The sequence below is a fragment of the Diaphorobacter sp. J5-51 genome, from assembly GCF_001023515.1.
GTDB classification, from domain to species: Bacteria; Pseudomonadota; Gammaproteobacteria; order Burkholderiales; family Burkholderiaceae_C; genus Diaphorobacter; species Diaphorobacter nitroreducens.
Genome location: NZ_JSYI01000058.1, coordinates 17,471 through 33,627 on the forward strand (window position 1 = coordinate 17,471; position 16,157 = coordinate 33,627).

General features: G+C 69.1%; 20 protein-coding genes, 1 pseudogene and 1 riboswitch. Of the genes and pseudogenes, 11 read left to right on the forward strand and 10 right to left on the reverse strand.

The window, feature by feature from the left end; translation table 11 throughout:
- Positions 1-7 precede the first annotated feature (7 nt).
- A complete protein-coding gene (locus OX89_RS08605) occupies positions 8-781 on the reverse strand; it encodes a GGDEF domain-containing protein (protein ID WP_011805484.1) in 774 nt (257 codons plus the stop codon).
- 34 nt (positions 782-815) lie between these two features.
- A complete protein-coding gene (locus OX89_RS08610) occupies positions 816-2,558 on the reverse strand; it encodes a SulP family inorganic anion transporter (RefSeq protein ID WP_047350310.1) in 1,743 nt (580 codons plus the stop codon).
- 154 nt (positions 2,559-2,712) lie between these two features.
- Here OX89_RS08610 and OX89_RS08615 point away from each other — a divergent pair, with 154 nt between their 5' ends.
- From OX89_RS08615 to OX89_RS08625, 3 genes are all read left to right on the forward strand, one after another.
- Positions 2,713-3,165 (forward strand): BON domain-containing protein, encoded by a 453-nt coding sequence (locus OX89_RS08615; protein WP_047350353.1) that lies wholly within the window; start codon positions 2,713-2,715, stop codon positions 3,163-3,165.
- A gap of 33 nt (positions 3,166-3,198) precedes the next feature.
- On the forward strand, positions 3,199-4,446 hold the full coding sequence (locus OX89_RS08620) for a PLP-dependent transferase (protein ID WP_047350311.1): 1,248 nt from the start codon (positions 3,199-3,201) through the stop codon (positions 4,444-4,446).
- Positions 4,447-4,540: 94 nt separating this feature from the next.
- Positions 4,541-5,377, forward strand: a complete 837-nt coding sequence (locus OX89_RS08625) for a DUF2189 domain-containing protein (protein ID WP_047350312.1) — start codon at positions 4,541-4,543, stop codon at positions 5,375-5,377.
- 15 nt (positions 5,378-5,392) lie between these two features.
- Here the strand turns inward: OX89_RS08625 and OX89_RS08630 are convergent, their stop codons facing one another.
- A complete protein-coding gene (locus OX89_RS08630; protein WP_047350313.1) occupies positions 5,393-6,040 on the reverse strand; it encodes an arylesterase in 648 nt (215 codons plus the stop codon).
- Between the two features lie 24 nt (positions 6,041-6,064).
- Here OX89_RS08630 and OX89_RS08635 point away from each other — a divergent pair, with 24 nt between their 5' ends.
- On the forward strand, positions 6,065-6,793 hold the full coding sequence (locus OX89_RS08635) for an ABC transporter ATP-binding protein (RefSeq protein ID WP_047350314.1): 729 nt from the start codon (positions 6,065-6,067) through the stop codon (positions 6,791-6,793).
- 110 nt (positions 6,794-6,903) lie between these two features.
- Here the strand turns inward: OX89_RS08635 and sstT are convergent, their stop codons facing one another.
- Positions 6,904-8,124 (reverse strand): serine/threonine transporter SstT, encoded by a 1,221-nt coding sequence (gene sstT / locus OX89_RS08640; RefSeq protein WP_047350315.1) that lies wholly within the window; start codon positions 8,122-8,124, stop codon positions 6,904-6,906.
- A 200-nt stretch (positions 8,125-8,324) separates the two neighbouring features.
- On the opposite strand from sstT, the gene OX89_RS19080 reads away from it, so the two are divergent.
- Together OX89_RS19080 and rlmB are read left to right on the forward strand one after the other, a co-directional pair.
- On the forward strand, positions 8,325-8,550 hold a 226-nt coding region (locus tag OX89_RS19080; RefSeq protein ID WP_369799268.1), incomplete at its 3' end, for an RNA methyltransferase substrate-binding domain-containing protein.
- A gap of 1 nt (position 8,551) precedes the next feature.
- Positions 8,552-9,063 (forward strand): annotated as a pseudogene (gene rlmB / locus OX89_RS08645) (23S rRNA (guanosine(2251)-2'-O)-methyltransferase RlmB); the annotation flags it as partial.
- Between the two features lie 20 nt (positions 9,064-9,083).
- Here rlmB and OX89_RS08650 read toward each other — a convergent pair.
- The 4 genes from OX89_RS08650 to OX89_RS08665 are packed head-to-tail and all read right to left on the reverse strand — an operon-like array spanning position 9,084 to position 10,937.
- Entirely contained in the window at positions 9,084-9,569 is a 486-nt protein-coding gene (locus OX89_RS08650) for a VOC family protein (RefSeq protein WP_047350316.1), read from the reverse strand.
- A gap of 34 nt (positions 9,570-9,603) precedes the next feature.
- Positions 9,604-10,050, reverse strand: a complete 447-nt coding sequence (locus tag OX89_RS08655; protein ID WP_047350317.1) for an SRPBCC family protein — start codon at positions 10,048-10,050, stop codon at positions 9,604-9,606.
- A 23-nt stretch (positions 10,051-10,073) separates the two neighbouring features.
- Entirely contained in the window at positions 10,074-10,526 is a 453-nt protein-coding gene (locus tag OX89_RS08660; protein ID WP_011805473.1) for a VOC family protein, read from the reverse strand.
- 57 nt (positions 10,527-10,583) lie between these two features.
- Positions 10,584-10,937, reverse strand: coding sequence for a DUF1428 domain-containing protein (locus tag OX89_RS08665; RefSeq protein WP_047350318.1), 354 nt, complete (start codon positions 10,935-10,937; stop codon positions 10,584-10,586).
- Between the two features lie 87 nt (positions 10,938-11,024).
- Between OX89_RS08665 and OX89_RS08670 the strand changes: the two genes are divergently transcribed.
- From OX89_RS08670 to ribB, 3 genes are all read left to right on the forward strand, one after another.
- Positions 11,025-11,693 (forward strand): TetR/AcrR family transcriptional regulator, encoded by a 669-nt coding sequence (locus tag OX89_RS08670; RefSeq protein ID WP_047350319.1) that lies wholly within the window; start codon positions 11,025-11,027, stop codon positions 11,691-11,693.
- Complete coding sequence (locus tag OX89_RS08675) at positions 11,690-12,478, forward strand: NAD-dependent deacylase (RefSeq protein ID WP_047350320.1); 789 nt, start codon at positions 11,690-11,692, stop codon at positions 12,476-12,478. Before OX89_RS08670 ends, OX89_RS08675 begins: the two co-directional genes overlap by 4 nt.
- Positions 12,479-12,481: 3 nt before the next feature.
- A riboswitch (FMN riboswitch) is annotated at positions 12,482-12,671 on the forward strand.
- A 128-nt stretch (positions 12,672-12,799) separates the two neighbouring features.
- A complete protein-coding gene (gene ribB, locus OX89_RS08680) occupies positions 12,800-13,471 on the forward strand; it encodes a 3,4-dihydroxy-2-butanone-4-phosphate synthase (RefSeq protein WP_047350321.1) in 672 nt (223 codons plus the stop codon).
- 7 nt (positions 13,472-13,478) lie between these two features.
- Here the strand turns inward: ribB and OX89_RS08685 are convergent, their stop codons facing one another.
- Entirely contained in the window at positions 13,479-14,081 is a 603-nt protein-coding gene (locus tag OX89_RS08685) for a chromate transporter (protein ID WP_047350322.1), read from the reverse strand.
- Positions 14,082-14,088: 7 nt separating this feature from the next.
- Positions 14,089-14,697, reverse strand: a complete 609-nt coding sequence (locus tag OX89_RS08690; protein ID WP_047350323.1) for a chromate transporter — start codon at positions 14,695-14,697, stop codon at positions 14,089-14,091.
- Between the two features lie 151 nt (positions 14,698-14,848).
- Between OX89_RS08690 and OX89_RS08695 the strand changes: the two genes are divergently transcribed.
- Together OX89_RS08695 and OX89_RS08700 are read left to right on the forward strand one after the other, a co-directional pair.
- Entirely contained in the window at positions 14,849-15,694 is an 846-nt protein-coding gene (locus OX89_RS08695; protein ID WP_011805466.1) for a fumarylacetoacetate hydrolase family protein, read from the forward strand.
- A 105-nt stretch (positions 15,695-15,799) separates the two neighbouring features.
- Positions 15,800-16,132, forward strand: a complete 333-nt coding sequence (locus tag OX89_RS08700; RefSeq protein ID WP_047350324.1) for an SMR family transporter — start codon at positions 15,800-15,802, stop codon at positions 16,130-16,132.
- Positions 16,133-16,157: the final 25 nt, after the last annotated feature.

Consider the following 16,157-nt stretch of genomic DNA (forward strand, 5'->3'; position numbering starts at 1 on the left):
TGGGCTTTCAATAGGCGCTGCCTGTGGATGGATCCAAAGGCGGGGGCAGCTCGCCCCATCCCGACGGAGTGTATAGCGGGCCGAACAGCAGACTCTTTTCTTCCGCAGTGACCGTGCTGTCGGGTTGTTCTTCGATGCTGATGCAGTTGCGGCCGCCGAGCTTGGCCTTGTACAGCTCGGCATCGGCCCGGTCGGCCCACAGGGCGGTGGTGCTGCGGATCCATTGCAGCGCGAAGGCGCCGCCGATGCTCACGGTGACGTTCAACGTGAGCGATGGCGAGATGCGCACGGGCGTGGCTTCGATCGCGCGGCGCACGCGTTCGGCGATCACCCGGCCAAAGCCGAACTGGCAGGCGGGCAGCACGATGGCGAATTCCTCGCCGCCGTAGCGGGCCACGGTGTCCATGGGCCGTACGCAGCTCTCCAGCGTACGCGCGACGGACTGCAGCACGATGTCGCCGGCCAGGTGGCCATGGCGGTCGTTGACCTGCTTGAAATGGTCGATGTCCAGCATCAGCAGCAGCGCGGCTTCGCCCGAGCGCGCGACCCGGTCGATCTCGCGCTCCAGCACCGCACGCACGTGGCGGCGGTTGGCCAGCCCGGTGAGCGGGTCCTTCAGCGAGAGTTCGCACAAGCCGTCGATGAGGTTCTGCAGGTACAGCAGCGGCGTCTGGCCCTGCAGGGACACTTCGGAACCCAACGACTGCGCCACCAGGGCATGGGCCGTGGCCAGACGCAGGTCGCGCAGAGAGACGGAAGCGGGGGACGCGGTGTTTGTCATAACCAGAAACAAATATCTATCGGCAGTGTAGCAGCTATAGCTTCGGTAGCGGCTGAGCTGGGCCACTTGTGTCGGACTGCGGGGCCGAGGCAGGCTTCCCGGCGTCGGGAGGAGCCAGTCTCTGCAGTGCCGCGATGGCCTCGGCGTCGGTGCGGTACAGCGCGAAGTTGGGTCCCGGCGCCAGCGCGCCTGCATTGTCCAGCGTGTGCTGTACCGGCAGCTTGATGCCGGTCACATGCAGCGTGCCGCCGTGGCTTTGCAGCAGCGCGCGCAGGCGGATGAAGGCCTCCACCCCCGTCACGTCGATGCGGTTGATGGGCAGCGCGAACAGGCACAGGTGGCGGATGGACGGGCGCTGGGCCAGCTCGTCGGTCACGCGGCGCTCCAGCGCATTGGCGGAGGCGAAGTCCAGCTCGGCATCCATGCGCAGGGCCAGCAGCTCTGGCGCCAGCGGGGGCAGCTGCCACAGGTGGCGGTCGCGCAGGCTGCCGTCGGGGTGCAGGCCCACCTCGATGATGCGCGGGTGCAGCCGCTGGTAGAGAAAGTGGCTCAGGTTCATCAGCAGGCCCACCAGCACGCCCCAGTACATGCGCGGTGCCGTGGCCAGCGTGAGGCCGAAGGTGACGAGGCCGATGGCCGTCTCCACGCGCGAGACGCGCCACAGGCGGAACATGCCGGCGGGCTTGATGAGGCTGGTGACCGCCGTCACCACCACGGCGGCCAGCACCGGCTGTGGTACGTGGTACAGGGCCGGCGTGAGCCACAGCAGCGTTGCCAGCACCAGCACCAGCGCGAACAGCGTCGCCCAGCCGCTCTTGGCGCCCGCATACAGGTTGATGGCGGAGCGCGAGAACGACGCGCTGGTGGCAAAGCTGCCGCACAGGCCCGAACTGATCTTGGCCATGCCATGGGCGATCAGGTCCTGGTTCTCGTTCCAGCGGGTGCCGCCTTGGTGATGCTCCACCTTGGCGCTGGAGGCGGTCTCCAGGAAGCTGACCAGCGTGACGACCATCACCGGCATCACCAGCGCGCCCATTTCTTCCCACGAGAGCCATCCCGGCCAGTACAGCGTCGGCAAGCCGGAGGGCAAGTGGCCGATCACGGCGCCGTCGGCATCGGCATAGCCCATGGCCCAGCTGATGAGCGCCGCCAGCGCGATCACCACGATGGCGGCCGGGAAGCTGGAGCGCCAGCGCCGCGCCAGCACCAGGCAGCCCAGGCTGCCCAGGCCGAACGCCAGCGCGCGCAGGTCGAAGTGGTGCAGCGACGGGCTGACCGCCAGTGCGCTCCAGCTGGTGCGAAGGCCCAACAGGTCGGGCAGTTGCGAGGCCAGGATCAGCAACGCCGCAGCCTGCGTGAAGCCGCCCAGCACCGGTGAAGTTACCAGGTTGAGCAGCCAGCCGAAACGCACCACGCCCAGCAGCAGCTGCAGCAGGCCCGACAGCAGGGCCATCCACACCGCCAGCGTGACCCAATGGGCGCTGCCGGGCTCGGCCAGCCCGGTGATCGACGCGCCGATGAGCAGGCTGGTGAGCGCCGTGGGCCCGACGCCGAGGCGGGTGGATGAGCTCCACAGCACGGCCACCAGTGCCGGCACCAGCGATGCGTAGATCCCCGTCACCAGCGGCATGCCGGCCAGCGCGGCATACGCCACGCCCTGCGGCACCAGCATCAGCCCGACGGTCATGCCGGCCCAGAACTCACCCTGCAGCAGCGCGGTTGTCGGGCGGGGCCAGGAGAGAAAGGGAAACCAGCGATGCAGCAAGGATGAGGACATGGGCCGATTGTCCAGGCTTGCGTCGGCACGTGCCTGAGAGCCGCTGTTGCCTGAGAGCCGCTGTTGTCCTACTGCGGTTTCGGTCCTCTCCGACCGGCTCGGCGGCCAGTGCTTTCTACAGTGGACCCCGTACCCACTGGAAGGAGATATGCCCATGACAACCCCTCTTTTTCGAGCGTCGCGCTGGACCGTTTTCGCCGCTGCCGCTGCCCTGGCCGCCGGGCTGAGTGCTTGCAACAAGGCCGAGGAACCCACGGCCGGGCAACGCCTGGATTCCGCCATCAACAAGACCGAGCAGGCGGCCCAGGATGCCAAGCAAAAAATGGAATCCGCGGCGCAGGAAGCCGGGCAGGCTTCACGCAACGCCACGGCCGACGCAGCCGCCCTTATGGACGATGCCGGCATCACCGCCAAGGTGAACGCGGGCCTGGCGCAAGACCCGGACCTCAGCGCCATCAAGATCGACGTGGACACCCGCGCGGGCGTCGTCACGCTCAATGGCCCCGTGAAAAGCGAGCAGGCCCGTGACCGCGCCAGCCAGATCGCGCAGGCCGTACCGGGCGTGACCTCGGTGGTCAACAACCTCACCATCTCCAGCGGCGGCTGAGCCTGGGCGGGGGACAGGCTCTACCATCGGCGCATGAAGCAGCCCTCCATACCCGACCTGTCCACCCGCCTCATTCACCACGAGTACACACCGCCGCAGGGTTTCCATGCCCCGCAGCCAGCGGTGCACAAGGCGTCCACCGTCATCTTCCCCAACGTCGCCGCGATGCGCGCGCGCGAGTGGAAGGACAAGAGCAGCTACACCTACGGGCTGCACGGCACGCCTACCACCTACCAGCTGGAAGAGCGCCTGGCCACGCTGGAAGGCGGGCTGCAGTGCCTGCTGGTGCCCAGCGGATTGGCCGCCATTTCCACCGTATCGCTGGCGCTGCTGCGCCAGGGTGACGAGGTGCTGATCCCGGACAACGCCTATGGTCCTAACAAGGCACTGGCCGAGGTAGAGCTGCGCCACTACGGCATCCGCCACCGTATCTATGACCCCTTGGACCCGGCGGACCTCGCATCCAAGATCACCGACGCCACGCGGCTGGTGTGGCTGGAGGCGCCGGGCTCCGTGACGTTGGAGTTTCCCGACCTGGTGGAGCAAGTGCGCATCTGCCGCGCACGCGGCGTGGCTACGGTGCTGGACAACACCTGGGGCGCGGGCCTGGCTTTCGCACCCTTCGACCTGCTGGGCCGTGGCGCGGGTGCCGAGGGCGCGCTGGGCGTGGACGTATCCGTGCATGCGCTCACCAAGTACCCCAGCGGCGGCGGCGACGTGCTGATGGGCAGCATCACCACCCGCGACGAGGGGCTGCACCTGCGCATCAAGCTCACGCACATGCGGCTCGGGCTGGGGGTGGGGGCGAACGACGTGGAAGCGGTCTTGCGGGCGCTGCCCAGCATGGCGCTGCGCTACCACGCGCACGATGCGGCCGCGCGCGACCTGGCGCAGTGGATGGGCTTGCAGCCCGCGGTGGCCCAGGTGCTGCACCCGGCGCTGCCCGGATCGCCCGGCCATGCGCAGTGGAAGGCGCTGTGCGGCGCAGCCAATGGCGGGCAGGGCGCTGCCGCCGGCCTGTTCAGCGTGGTCATTGACGCACGCCACAGCCAGGCGCAGGTGGATGCCTTTTGCGACGGCCTGCGCCTGTTCAAGCTGGGCTACAGCTGGGGCGGGCCGATGAGCCTGGTGGTGCCCTACGACCTGCCCAGCATGCGCACGGGCGCCACCGCGCATCTGCGGCCCGGCACCGTGGTGCGCTTCTCCGTGGGGCTGGAGGCCGTGGACGACCTGCGTGCCGACCTGGCGCAGGCTATGCACCAGGCCTTTGGAGCTGCCTGATGCGTTGGCGGCTGGCGCGGCGAGGGTGGTAGTTTCCTTGATGGTGGTCAGGCAGTCAGGTGGTTAAGGTGGCAGCAACGCCACTGCCGCAGCGATGCCGACCACCATGTCTGATTCTTCCGCGCCAGTCACCTCCGCGCCGGTGTCCGCACCGGTGACTCTCAACCCCTTGCGCTGGCGGGACCCGCTGCGTTGGCTCGTGCTGGGGGCGCGCGACATGATGGCCGCGCCCGGCGTGGCGCTGTTCTACGGTACGTGGTTCTGGGGCATGGCACTCCTGCTGGGCTGGGTGTTCCAGGCGCGGCCGGAATACACCATGTCGTTTGCCAGCGGCTGCCTGCTGGTGGGCCCCTTCCTGGCCATGGGGCTGTACGACACCAGCCGCCGGCGCGAACAGGGATTGGCACCCGACCTGGGCGAATCGCTGACCTGTTGGGACCGCCACCTGGGCAGCATGGGCATGCTGGTACTCGTACTTGTGGTGCTGGAACTGCTGTGGGGCCGCGCGTCGCTCGTGGTGTTTGCCGTGTTCTTCAACACCGGCATGCCGTCCACCACGGGGGTGGTGCAGGCGGTGTTCAACCCGGGCAACTGGCAGTTCGTCGCCGTGTACCTGCTGGTGGGCAGTGTGTTCGCGGCCCTGGTGTTCTCCAGCATGGTGGTGTCCATTCCGATGATTCTGGACCGCGACACCGATGCGCTCACGGCCGGCATTGCGAGCATGCGGGTGGTGGTGGAAAACCCCGGCGTGATGCTGGTGTGGGGCCTGCTCATCACGGCGCTGGTGGCGTTGTCGCTGTTCGCCTGGGGCGCGGGCTTGCTGGTGGTGGGGCCGGTGCTGGGGCATGCCAGTTGGCATGCCTACCGCGCGGCGGTGGCGGCGCCCACTGCGCCCCTTGCGCCCGCGCAGGCGCCGCAGAGCGCCGGCTGATTCTCTGACGATGGTTTACAGCAACGCGCGCAGCGCGGGCCACACGTTGTCCAGCATGCGCGGGTGCGCCTGGGCCGTGGGGTGGATGCGGTCGGGCTGGAACAGCGCCGTGGGATCGGGCCCATCGGCCACGCCCTTGAGCAAGAAGGGCACGAGCGCTGCCTTGCGCTCCTGGGCCACGTTCTCGAAGACCTCGGCGAACTGCCGGGTGTAGTTGGCACCGTAGTTAGGCGGCACCTGCACACCCACCAGCAGCACGCGCGCGCCCGCGGCCTGGGCCTGTTCGGTCATCCACGCCAGGTTGCCCTGGGTGCTGGCCAGCGGCAGGCCGCGCAAGGCGTCGTTTCCGCCGAGTTCGATCACCACATGCGTGGGCTGGTGCTGCCGGAGCAGTGCGGCCAGCCGCGCACGGCCGCCGGCGGTGGTGTCGCCGCTCACGCTGGCGTTGACCACCGTGGCGGGGATCTTCTCCTGCGCCAGCCGCTTGTCCAGCAGCGCCACCCAGCCGGTGCCGCGCGGAAGGCCGTATTCGGCGCTGAGCGAGTCGCCCACCACCAGGATCACGGGGGCGCGGGTGGGCTTCTTGCCACCGGACTGCGCAAGGGCGGGCGCCGCGCCCCACAGGGCCAGGGCGCCCGCCACGATAAAGTCACGCCGAACCATATGCTTCACTGCCGAGAACCTTTCATGTCCGAAACCTCCGCCGCCACGGCCCCTGCTGCCTCCAACGACCGCATGCCGCCCGAATCCATCATCGCGGTGGAGCATGTGTCCAAGTCCGTCACGGACTCCACGGGTACGCTGGAGATTTTGCGGGATATCGATTTCCGCCTGGCGCCGCGGGAGACTGCGGCCATCGTGGGCGCCTCGGGATCGGGCAAGAGCACGCTGCTGTCCATCATCGCCGGGCTGGACACGCCCACGCGCGGCACGGTGCGTCTGGGCGGGCAGGACCTGTTCGCACTGGACGAGGACGACCGCGCCGCACTGCGCGCGCGGCAGGTGGGCTTCGTGTTCCAGAGCTTTCAGCTCATGGGCAACCTCACGGCGCTGGAGAACGTGATGCTGCCGCTCGAGTTGGCGGGCATCCGCGATGCCCGCCGCCGCGCGACCGACATGCTGGAGCGCGTTGGCCTGGGCCAGCGCCTGACGCACTATCCCAAGGTGCTGTCGGGCGGCGAGCAGCAGCGCGTGGCGCTGGCGCGCGCCTTCGTGGTGGAGCCCGCCGTGCTGCTGGCCGACGAGCCCACGGGCAGCCTGGACTTCGCCACGGGAGAGACCATCATGGAACTGATGCTGGCCCTCAACCGCGAGCAGGGCACCACGCTGGTGCTGGTCACGCACGACCGCGGCATTGCCGCGCGCTGCGACCGGCGCATCACCATTGAGGCCGGACGGCTGGTCGATAACTCCTGAAAGAATAGCTGCCAGCGCTTGATGGTAGCTGGTTTTCAATGAATTTCATATTGAAACCCTTGCATAGCATGCGCTGACAGCTCTCGTATCGATAGCGGGCCGGTGGTGAATCAGAGCTGCGCCTTGCGCTCCTGTGCCAGGCAGGCGGCGGCGGTGAAGATCACGTCGGTGGAGGAATTCAGCGCCGTCTCGGCCGAATCCTGCAGGATGCCAATGATGAAGCCGATGGCCACCACCTGCATCGCCACGTCGTTGCCGATGCCGAACAGGCTGCACGCCAGCGGAATCAGGAGCAGCGAGCCGCCGGCCACGCCCGATGCGCCGCAGGCGCACAGCGACGCAACCACGCACAGCAGCAGCGCGGTCGGCAGGTCTACCTGGATGCCCAGGGTGTTGGCCGCGGCGAGCGACAGCACGCTGATGGTGATGGCCGCGCCGGCCATGTTGATGGTGGCGCCCAGCGGAATGGCGATGCTGTAGGTGTCCTCGTTCAGGCGCAGGCGCTTGGCCAGGGCCAGGTTGATCGGGATGTTGGCGGCAGAGCTGCGCGTGAAGAACGCCGTCACGCCGCTCTCGCGCAGGCACATCAACACCAGCGGATAGGGGTTGCGGCGGATCGCCACGTACACGATCAGCGGGTTGACCACCAGCGCCACGAACAGCATGCAGCCCAGCAGCACGGCCAGCAGTTGGGCATAACCCCACAGCGCCTGGGCGCCGGCTTCGGCGAACGTGCTGGCCACCAGGCCCAGGATACCCAGAGGCGCCAGGCGGATCACCAACTGGATCACCTGCGGCACGGCCGTGGCGCCGTCCTGCAGCATGGCGCGCGTGCCCGCGCTGGCGTGGCGCAGCGCCAGGCCCAGCGCAATGGCCCAGGCCAGGATGCCGATGTAGTTGGCCTCCAGCAGCGCCTTGACCGGGTTTTCGACCACGCTCTTGAGCACGTTCATCAGCACCTCGGACACCGACCCCGGCCCCGCGGCGGCCTGTGCTGGCGCCTGCAGCGTGAGCGTGCTGGGAAACCACATGCTGGCCACCACACCCACGGTGGCCGCGGCCAGCGTGCCCACCGCGTACAGCACCAGCACCGGGCGGATGTGCGTCGTCTCGCCCGGTGTGTGGTTGCTGATGGCGGCCATCACCAGCACGAACACCAGCACCGGCGCCACCGCCTTCAGGGCCGAGATGAACAACGCGCCCAGAATGGACAGGTGGGGCGTTGCGGCGGGCCATACAGCCGCCAGCACAATGCCGATGACCACGGCGATGGCGATCTGGGTGACCAGGCTCGTGCGCTGCACCCAGCGCAACAGGGGAGAGAGGATCATGATCTGAACAGAAGGAAGGCCTGAGCCGCTGCGCAGGCCGCGCAGCGCGGCGCCTTGTGGCAGGCGCGGCCGCCANGCGGCGCCGCTTGTGGCAGCGGCCCGTTTGTCAAGGGAAGAAACGCGGATTTTAGCGGCTGCCCGGCGGTGGCCTGCGCCGCGCCACGGTGCCAGTGGGGTCGCTGGCGGGATAATCGCCACCCATGTCCTCCCCCAAAGTCCTCTTCGGCTTTCACGCCGTGGGCGTGCGCCTGAAGACCGCGCCGCAAAGCATCATCGAGATCTATTACGAGCCCACGCGCCGCGACGCGCGCATGCGCCAGTTCCTGGAGCGCGCACGCGAGGCGGGGGCGCGCCTGATTGAAGCCGACGGCCTGCGCCTGGCCAAGCTGGCCGGCAGCCATGGCCACCAGGGCGTGGCGGCGCGGGNTGGCGCAGGTGCGCACGCTGGACGAGCTGCTGGACGAGCTGGAGGCCCGCGGCGTGAAGAACCCGCTGCTGCTGGTGCTGGACGGCGTGACCGACCCGCACAACCTGGGCGCCTGCCTGCGCGTGGCCGATGGCGCGGGCGCGCATGCGGTGATCGCTCCCAAGGACCATGCGGTGGGCATCAACGCCACCGTGGCCAAGGTGGCCAGCGGCGCGGCCGAGACGGTGCCGTATTTCATGGTCACGAACCTGGCGCGCACGCTGAACGAGCTCAAGGAGCGCAACATCTGGGTCATCGGCACCAGTGGCGATGCCGACAAGACGCTGTACCAGGTGGACCTGAAAGGCCCGGTCGCCTTGGTGCTGGGCGCCGAGGGCCCGGGCATGCGCCAACTCACGCGCAAGACCTGCGATGAGCTGGTGAAGATCCCTATGCAGGGCGCTGTCGAGAGCCTGAACGTGTCGGTGGCCAGCGCAGTGTGCCTGTACGAGGCGCTGCGCCAGCGCGCCTGAACGCCGAAGGCGCCCGGCCCCTAGCCGCGGTGCGCCGCCTCGATGGCGGCAATGTCGATCTTGCGCATCTGCATCATCGCGTCGAACGCGCGCTTGGCGGCGGCGCGGTCGGGGTCGGTCACCGCGCGGGTCAGGGCCACGGGCGTGATCTGCCAGGACAGGCCCCATCGGTCCTTGCACCAGCCGCAGTCGCTTTCCTGGCCGCCGTTGTTCACGATGGCATTCCAGTAGCGGTCGGTTTCTGCCTGGTCGGCGGTCGCCACCTGGAACGAGAAAGCCTCGCTGTGCTTGAAGGCCGGGCCGCCGTTGAGCCCCAGGCAGGGGATGCCCAGCACCGTGAACTCGACCATCAGCACATCGCCCTCGTGGCCTGACGGAAAGTCCCCCGGCGCGCGGTGCAGCGCGCTCACGGATGAGTCGGGAAAGGTTTTCGCGTAGAACCGCGCGGCTTCTTCGGCAGTGCCGTCGAACCACAGGCAGACGGTGTTTTTGGCGGGTTGCGTCATGGAGTGCTCCTGCTGAGTCGGGACTGCTGGGCCTTTAACCCGGGATGTCGGGCTCCACCAGTGCGGCCAGCTGGGTGAGAGAGTCCTGCCAGCCCAGGTAGCACATTTCCAGCGGAATGGCCTGCGGAATGCCGGCCTGGGTGATGCTCAGCTCGGTGCCGCAGCTCACGGGCGTGAGCCGGACGGTGACCTCCAGCGTGCCGGGCAGGTTCGGGTCGTCGAACCGGTCGGTGTAGCGGATGAGCTCCCCCGGCACCAGCTCCAGGTATTCGCCGCCGAAGGCGTGCGACTGGCCCGAGCCGAAGTTGTGGAACGACATGCGGAAGGAGCCCCCCACGCGGGCGTCGAGTTCTTGCACCCTGCAGGTAAAGCCGTGGGGCGGCAGCCATTTGGCCATGGCGTCGCCCTCCAGGAAGGCGCGATACAGCTTGTGCGGCGTGGTGCGCAGGACCCGGTGCAAACGAACGGTGCGGTCGGACATATGGCCTCCTTGGGTGTGGGGCATCAGGCCTGTGCCGTCACGTTGACCATCCACGGCGTGCCGAAGCGGTCGCGCGCCATGCCGAAGCCGGGTGACCAGAAAGTCGCGGCAAATGGCATGACGGTCTCGCCGCCGGCGCTGAGCGCATCGAACAGGCGGCGCCCCTCGGCCGCGTCGGCGGCCTGGATCGACACCCACAGACCCTGCGGCAGTTGGTAGCCGCCACCACAGGCATTCGGGTCCTGCCCAGGAATGGCCGGCATGGCGTCCGATCCCATCAACGACTGGTCCTTGATCTGCAGCTGCACATGCATGATGCGGCTCTTGGCTGCCTCGGGCAGCGGGGGCATGTTTTCGGAGGGAGGTATCTCCCCAAAGGTGCTCTGGTGGACGATGGTGCCGCCGAACAGCTTGGCGTAGAAGGCAAATGCCTCGGCACAGTTGCCGTCGAAGTTGAGGTAAGGCGTGAACTGCATGGTGTCTCCTTGCGGGTGGTTTGAGTGGAGTAGAAGAGGGGAAGAGGTGCGCGCCGTTTACGCGTGTACCAGCACGCGAAAACCGCCGTAAATCACACGCTGGCCGTCGAAAAGCATGTCCTTGGGGCAGAGCGGGTCGTCCATGACGGCCTGCATGCCGGCATCGCGCACCGCGCGCGAGGGCCACACGACCCAGGAAAAGACCACGGTCTCGTCGTCCTTGCGCTGCACGGCCAGGGGCATGGAGGTGAGCTTGCCCTCGGGCACGTCGTCGCCCCAGCATTCCACGATCTCCAGGGCGCCGTGCTTCTTGAAGATCTGCGCGGCCTCGCTGGCGTGCTGGCGAAAGGTCTCCTTGTTGGCAGTGGGGACGGCAAGCACGAAGCCGTCGATGTAGCTGTCGGGTTCCATGGCGCACTCCTTTGTGGACAATGTACACTTGCAGTGTATGCGGGCTGCGTCGATAAATGTGGACGGTGTATCTGTAAAAACTCGTAAATGCCGAATGAAGACCTGAGCCCCGCGCGTGCCACGTACCGCCATGGGGATTTGAAGCGCGCGCTGCTGGACGCCGGTGTGGCGCTGGCGCGCGAAGGCGGCCCTGCCGCGGTGGTGCTGCGCGAAGCCACGCGCCGTGCCGGTGTCGTGCCCAATGCGGCGTACCGGCACTTTCAGAACCACCAGGCGCTGCTGGAAGCCGTGCGCGCGGTGGCACTTTCGGAACTGGCGCGCGCGATCGAGGCCGAGATCCATGCCACGCGCCGGCTGCGCGACCCGCGCCAGCGTGCACGCGCCGCGTTCCGCGGCGTGGGCCTGGGCTATCTGCGCTTTGCGCGGCACGAGCCGGGCCTGTTTCGCACCGCTTTCGTGGCGCGGCCCTTTGATGTGGACGAGCGCGCGCCGGACGATGGTGCGGCGCGCGGGGCCAGCGGCATGGATCCGTTCGAACTGCTGGGGCACACGCTGGACGGCATGGTGCAGGCCGGTCTGCTGCCACCCGCGCGCCGCCCGGGCGCCGAGTTCATGGCCTGGTCCGCCGTGCATGGCATGGCGATGCTGATGCTGGACGGCCCCTTGCGCGGCGTGGACGAGGCCGGCTGCCAGGCGCTGGCCGAGCGACTGGTCGCCATGGTCGAGCAGGGCCTGCTGGCCGAGGCCGCGGCATGACGGACGATGCCGGAACCTCCGGCCCCTGCACCCCGCTGGACGAGGTGCGGGCGTGGGTGCGCGATGCGCGCCGCATCGTGGTGCTGACAGGCGCAGGCATCAGCGCCGAGTCGGGCGTCCCCACGTTCCGGGATGCGCAGACGGGCTATTGGGCGCAGTTCAACCCCATGGAGATGGCCAGCGAGACCGGTTTCAGGGCCCAGCCCGCGCGGGTGTGGGACTGGTACGCCCACCGCCGCGGCTTGCTCGCGGGCGTGCAGCCCAACGCGGGCCACCGGGCGCTGGCGGCGTTTGCGCAGCACGGGCGCGGGCGCGGGCGGCTGACGCTCATCACCCAGAACGTGGACGGCCTGCACCAGCGCGCCGGCAGCCCGGATGTGCTGTGCCTGCATGGTGACCTGACGGCCGACCGCTGGCTCGACCGTCCGCGTGCCTGCTGCGATCTGGCCCACGCCGCGCCCGGCCACCCGCCGCGCTGTCCCACCTGCGGCAACCTGGTACGCCCTGGCGTGGTCTGGTTCGGCGAGGCCTTGCCGCTGCCGGTGCTGGCCGCGGCGCAGCAGGCGGCGCAGTCCTGCGAGCTGATGCTGGTGGTGGGCACCGCGGGCGCCGTGTACCCGGCCGCAGGGCTGGCGCACCAGGCGCGCCATGCCGGTGCGCGCGTGGTGGTGGTCAACACCGCGGCCAGCGAGCTGGACGGTATCGCCCACGCCGTGCTGCGCGGCCCGGCGGCGCGGCTGTTGCCGTTGCTGCTGGACGGGCCGCCGATGGTTGAGGCGCCATAATCGGCAGGTCTTCAGGGCGGGGTGGAATTCCCCACCGGCGGTAGGCGGCGCATGGAGGTTTTCTTGCACCGCGAGCCCGCGAGCGCCCCGGTTGCCATCAGTGCAACCGGGGGTCAGCAGACCCGGTGCGGGGCGGCGCAGGCCACTCCCAGTCCGGGGCCGACGGTCATAGTCCGGATGAAAGAAGACGTGCCGCGACCGGGGCCCAGCGCCCTGGGCGCGGCCGTGTGCTTCGCGCGTGCCGGGCCCCGGGCCCATGGCGCGCGTGGGTGCTTCTTGCATGCCTTGAGGCGTTTCTTCATTTCAACCGAGGAGCGTTTCATGTCTTTTCCCGCCACTTTCTTGTCCGCCCCTGGCGATCTCCCACAGGAGGTCACGCTCGCGCCCATGCCCGCGGTGATCGCCGCGATCGCGGCCGGCCGCCCTGTGCTGGTGCTCGATGACGCCGACCGCGAAAACGAGGCCGACCTGGTCTGCGCTGCCGCCAACATGACCGAGGCCACCATGGCACTCATGATCCGTGAGGGCAGCGGCATCGTTTGCCTGTGCCTGACGCCCGCGCATGCCAAGGCGCTGGGGCTGCGGCCCATGGTGGAGGTGAACCGCTCGGCGTTCTCCACCGCGTTCACCCAGTCCATCGAGGCCGCGCATGGCGTGAGTACCGGCGTGTCGGCGGGCGACCGCCTGCAGACCGTGCGATGCGCCCTGCGCATTCCGGCGCCGGGGTGCGCGCCCGAGGTCGTAAGCCCGGGCCACGTGTTCCCACTGGTGGCACGCGCGGGCGGCGTGCTGGAGCGTGACGGCCATACCGAGTCGGCCGTGGACCTGGCCGTGCTGGCCGGCCTGCCGCCTGCGGGCGTGCTGTGCGAGCTCATGAACCCCGACGGCAGCATGGCGCGCGGCGCACAGGTGGCCCGCTTTGCCCGTGCGCATGGCTTGCTGTGCACCACGGTGCGGGCGCTGGCGGACTACCGTCGCGCGCGCCAGCCCTGACACCGCGCTAGACCCAGCCGAACGCGCCCAGCAACGCCCCCGCGCCCAGCAGCCATAGCAGGTGGATGCGCGTGCGCCACACCAGCAGGGTGGTGGCCGCGCTCAGCAGCCACAGTGGCCAGTCTTGCGCGGGCTCGCCATGGGCGCTGCCCAGCACCCAGGCCGTGGCCAGCAGCAGGCCGATCACCAGTGGTGCCATGCCTTGCTTGAAGGCGCGCACCGAGCGGCGTTCGCGGTTGCGGTGTGCCCAGCGCGTGGCGGCCCAGGTCAGCAGGCTGCTGGGCAGCAGCACCCCCAGCATGCAGACCGCCACGCCCAGCGCGCCGAAGGCCCAGGCCGCATGCGTGCCGGTGCCGGCTGCGTTCAGGCCCACGTTCCAGCCCAGCAGGGCGATGAACAGTACGTTGGGCCCGGGAGCCGACTGTGCGATGACGATGGAGGTGTTGAACTGCACCTCGGTCAGCCAACCCTGGCGCTCCACCAGGAAGCGGTGCATGTCAGGTGCGGTGGCGATGGCGCCGCCCACGGCCAGCAGCGACAGCGACAGGTAGTACAGGAACAGGTTCAGCCAGTCCAGCGGCTGCAGGTGCAAGTTCAGCGGTGCGGCCATGGCTGCGTCAGTGCCCCGCGGAAGCGAGCTTGCGCCAGGTGAGGGCGCAGGCCGCGCCGCCCACCACGGGCAGCACCCAGGCCAGCGGCAGGCGCAGCACGCTCATGGCGACGAAGGTGGCGGCCGCGATCGCGCCGCAGGCCCAGGGCCCCAGCGGGTGCTTGCGCAGCGACGCGGCCAGGCGGCAGCCCACGCCCGCCACCAGGCCTGCGGCCACGGCGCCCATGCCGCGCAGAGCGCCTGCCACCATGGGCTGGTCGGCAAAGCCGGCGTAGACCACGGCCAGCACCACCACCAGCAGCATGGGCAGCAACAGCATGCCCGCCACGGCCACCAGCGCGCCGCGCAGGCCGAAGTAGCGGTCGCCCACCATGATGGACAGGTTCACCACATTCGGGCCCGGCAGGATCTGCGCGGCGGCCCAGTCCTCGACGAACTGCTCGTTGCTCATCCAGCGGCGGCGTTCCACCAGCTCGCGCTGCACCACGGCCAGCACGCCGCCAAAGCCCTGCAGCGCCAGCCAGGTGAAGGCCCAGAACAGCTCCCGCAGGCTGTGCGGGCGTGGGTGGTCCTCCTCGGCGGTTCTGGCGGGTGATTCGGGGATGTGGGGGTGCATGGCGGGGCGGCGAAGCTGCGCATCGTACGCGTGCCGCGCGGCGGCCGTGCCGGCCTCGCCATCGCCAAACGCGATGTGGCCATCAGTCGATGCGATGGATGAACGGGATGGCGTGCATAAGATCGTCCCGATCAAACCCACGGAGACACCCATGAAACTCGTCCGCCACGGACAACCCGGCGCGGAGCGCGCCGGCCTGATCGACGCCCAGGGCGTGCTGCGCGACCTGTCCATGCTGCTGCCGGACATCGGCCCCACGCAGTTGGCGCCACGCACGTTGGCCGCGCTGGCCGCCATCGACGCCGCGCGCCTGCCCGCGGTGGTACCCGGCACACGCCTGGGCTGCCCCGTGGGCGGTGTCGGCAAGATCGTCTGCGTGGGCCTGAACTACGCCGACCATGCGGCCGAGGCCGGCTTGCCCGCGCCGGCAGAGCCCGTGCTGTTCATGAAGGCGACCAGCGCGCTCAGCGGCCCCACGGACGCCGTGCGCATCCCGCCCGGCGCGCTCAAGACCGACTGGGAGGTGGAGCTGGGCATCGTCATCGGCACGCGCATGCAGCAGGTGGCCGAGGCCGATGCGCTGGCCCATGTGGCCGGCTACGTGCTGGCCAACGACGTGTCCGAGCGCAGCTACCAGATGGAGCGTGGCGGGCAGTGGGACAAGGGCAAAGGCTGCGACACCTTCGCGCCCGTGGGCCCCTGGCTGGTGACCACCGACGAGATTCCCGACCCGCACGCCATCGGGCTGTGGCTGGAGGTGAACGGCCAGCGCATGCAGGACGGCCACACGCGCAATTTCATCTTCGGCGTGCCCCGGGTGCTGGCCTACATCAGCCAGTTCATGACGCTGGAGCCGGGCGATCTGGTGCTCACCGGCACGCCCGCCGGCGTAGGCCTGGGACAGAAGCCCACGCCGCGCTTCTTGCGCGCGGGCGACGTGATGCGGCTGGGCGCGACGGGGCTGGGCGAGCAGCGGCTGGTCTGCACGGGCGGGTAGGGTGTAGCGTGGGAATTTCAAGCCAAATATGCCTGGAGCGCTTTCCCATCAAGCGCGAGCAGCTATCATTTTGATAAATCTCGCACGCACCGCACTTTCTTACCCATGCATCCGTACCTTCTGCTCGGCATCTCCATCGTGGCGGAGGTGGTGGCCACCTCGGCGCTCAAGTCCTCGCAGGGGCTCACGCGGCTGGGGCCCAGCGCGCTGGCGGTGCTGGGCTACTGCGTGGCGTTCTACCTCGTCTCCAAGGTGATGAACCACATGGCCACGGGCGTGGTGTACGCCGTGTGGTCGGGGCTGGGCATCGTGCTGATATCGCTGGTCGGCTGGCTGCTCTATGGGCAGAAGCTGGACCTGCCGGCCGTCGTCGGCATGGCCATGATCGTGGGCGGCGTGCTGGTGATCCAGCTGCTCTCCAAGGCCACGGGGCATTGACCCGTGCGGCCTGTCAAGCTATCGA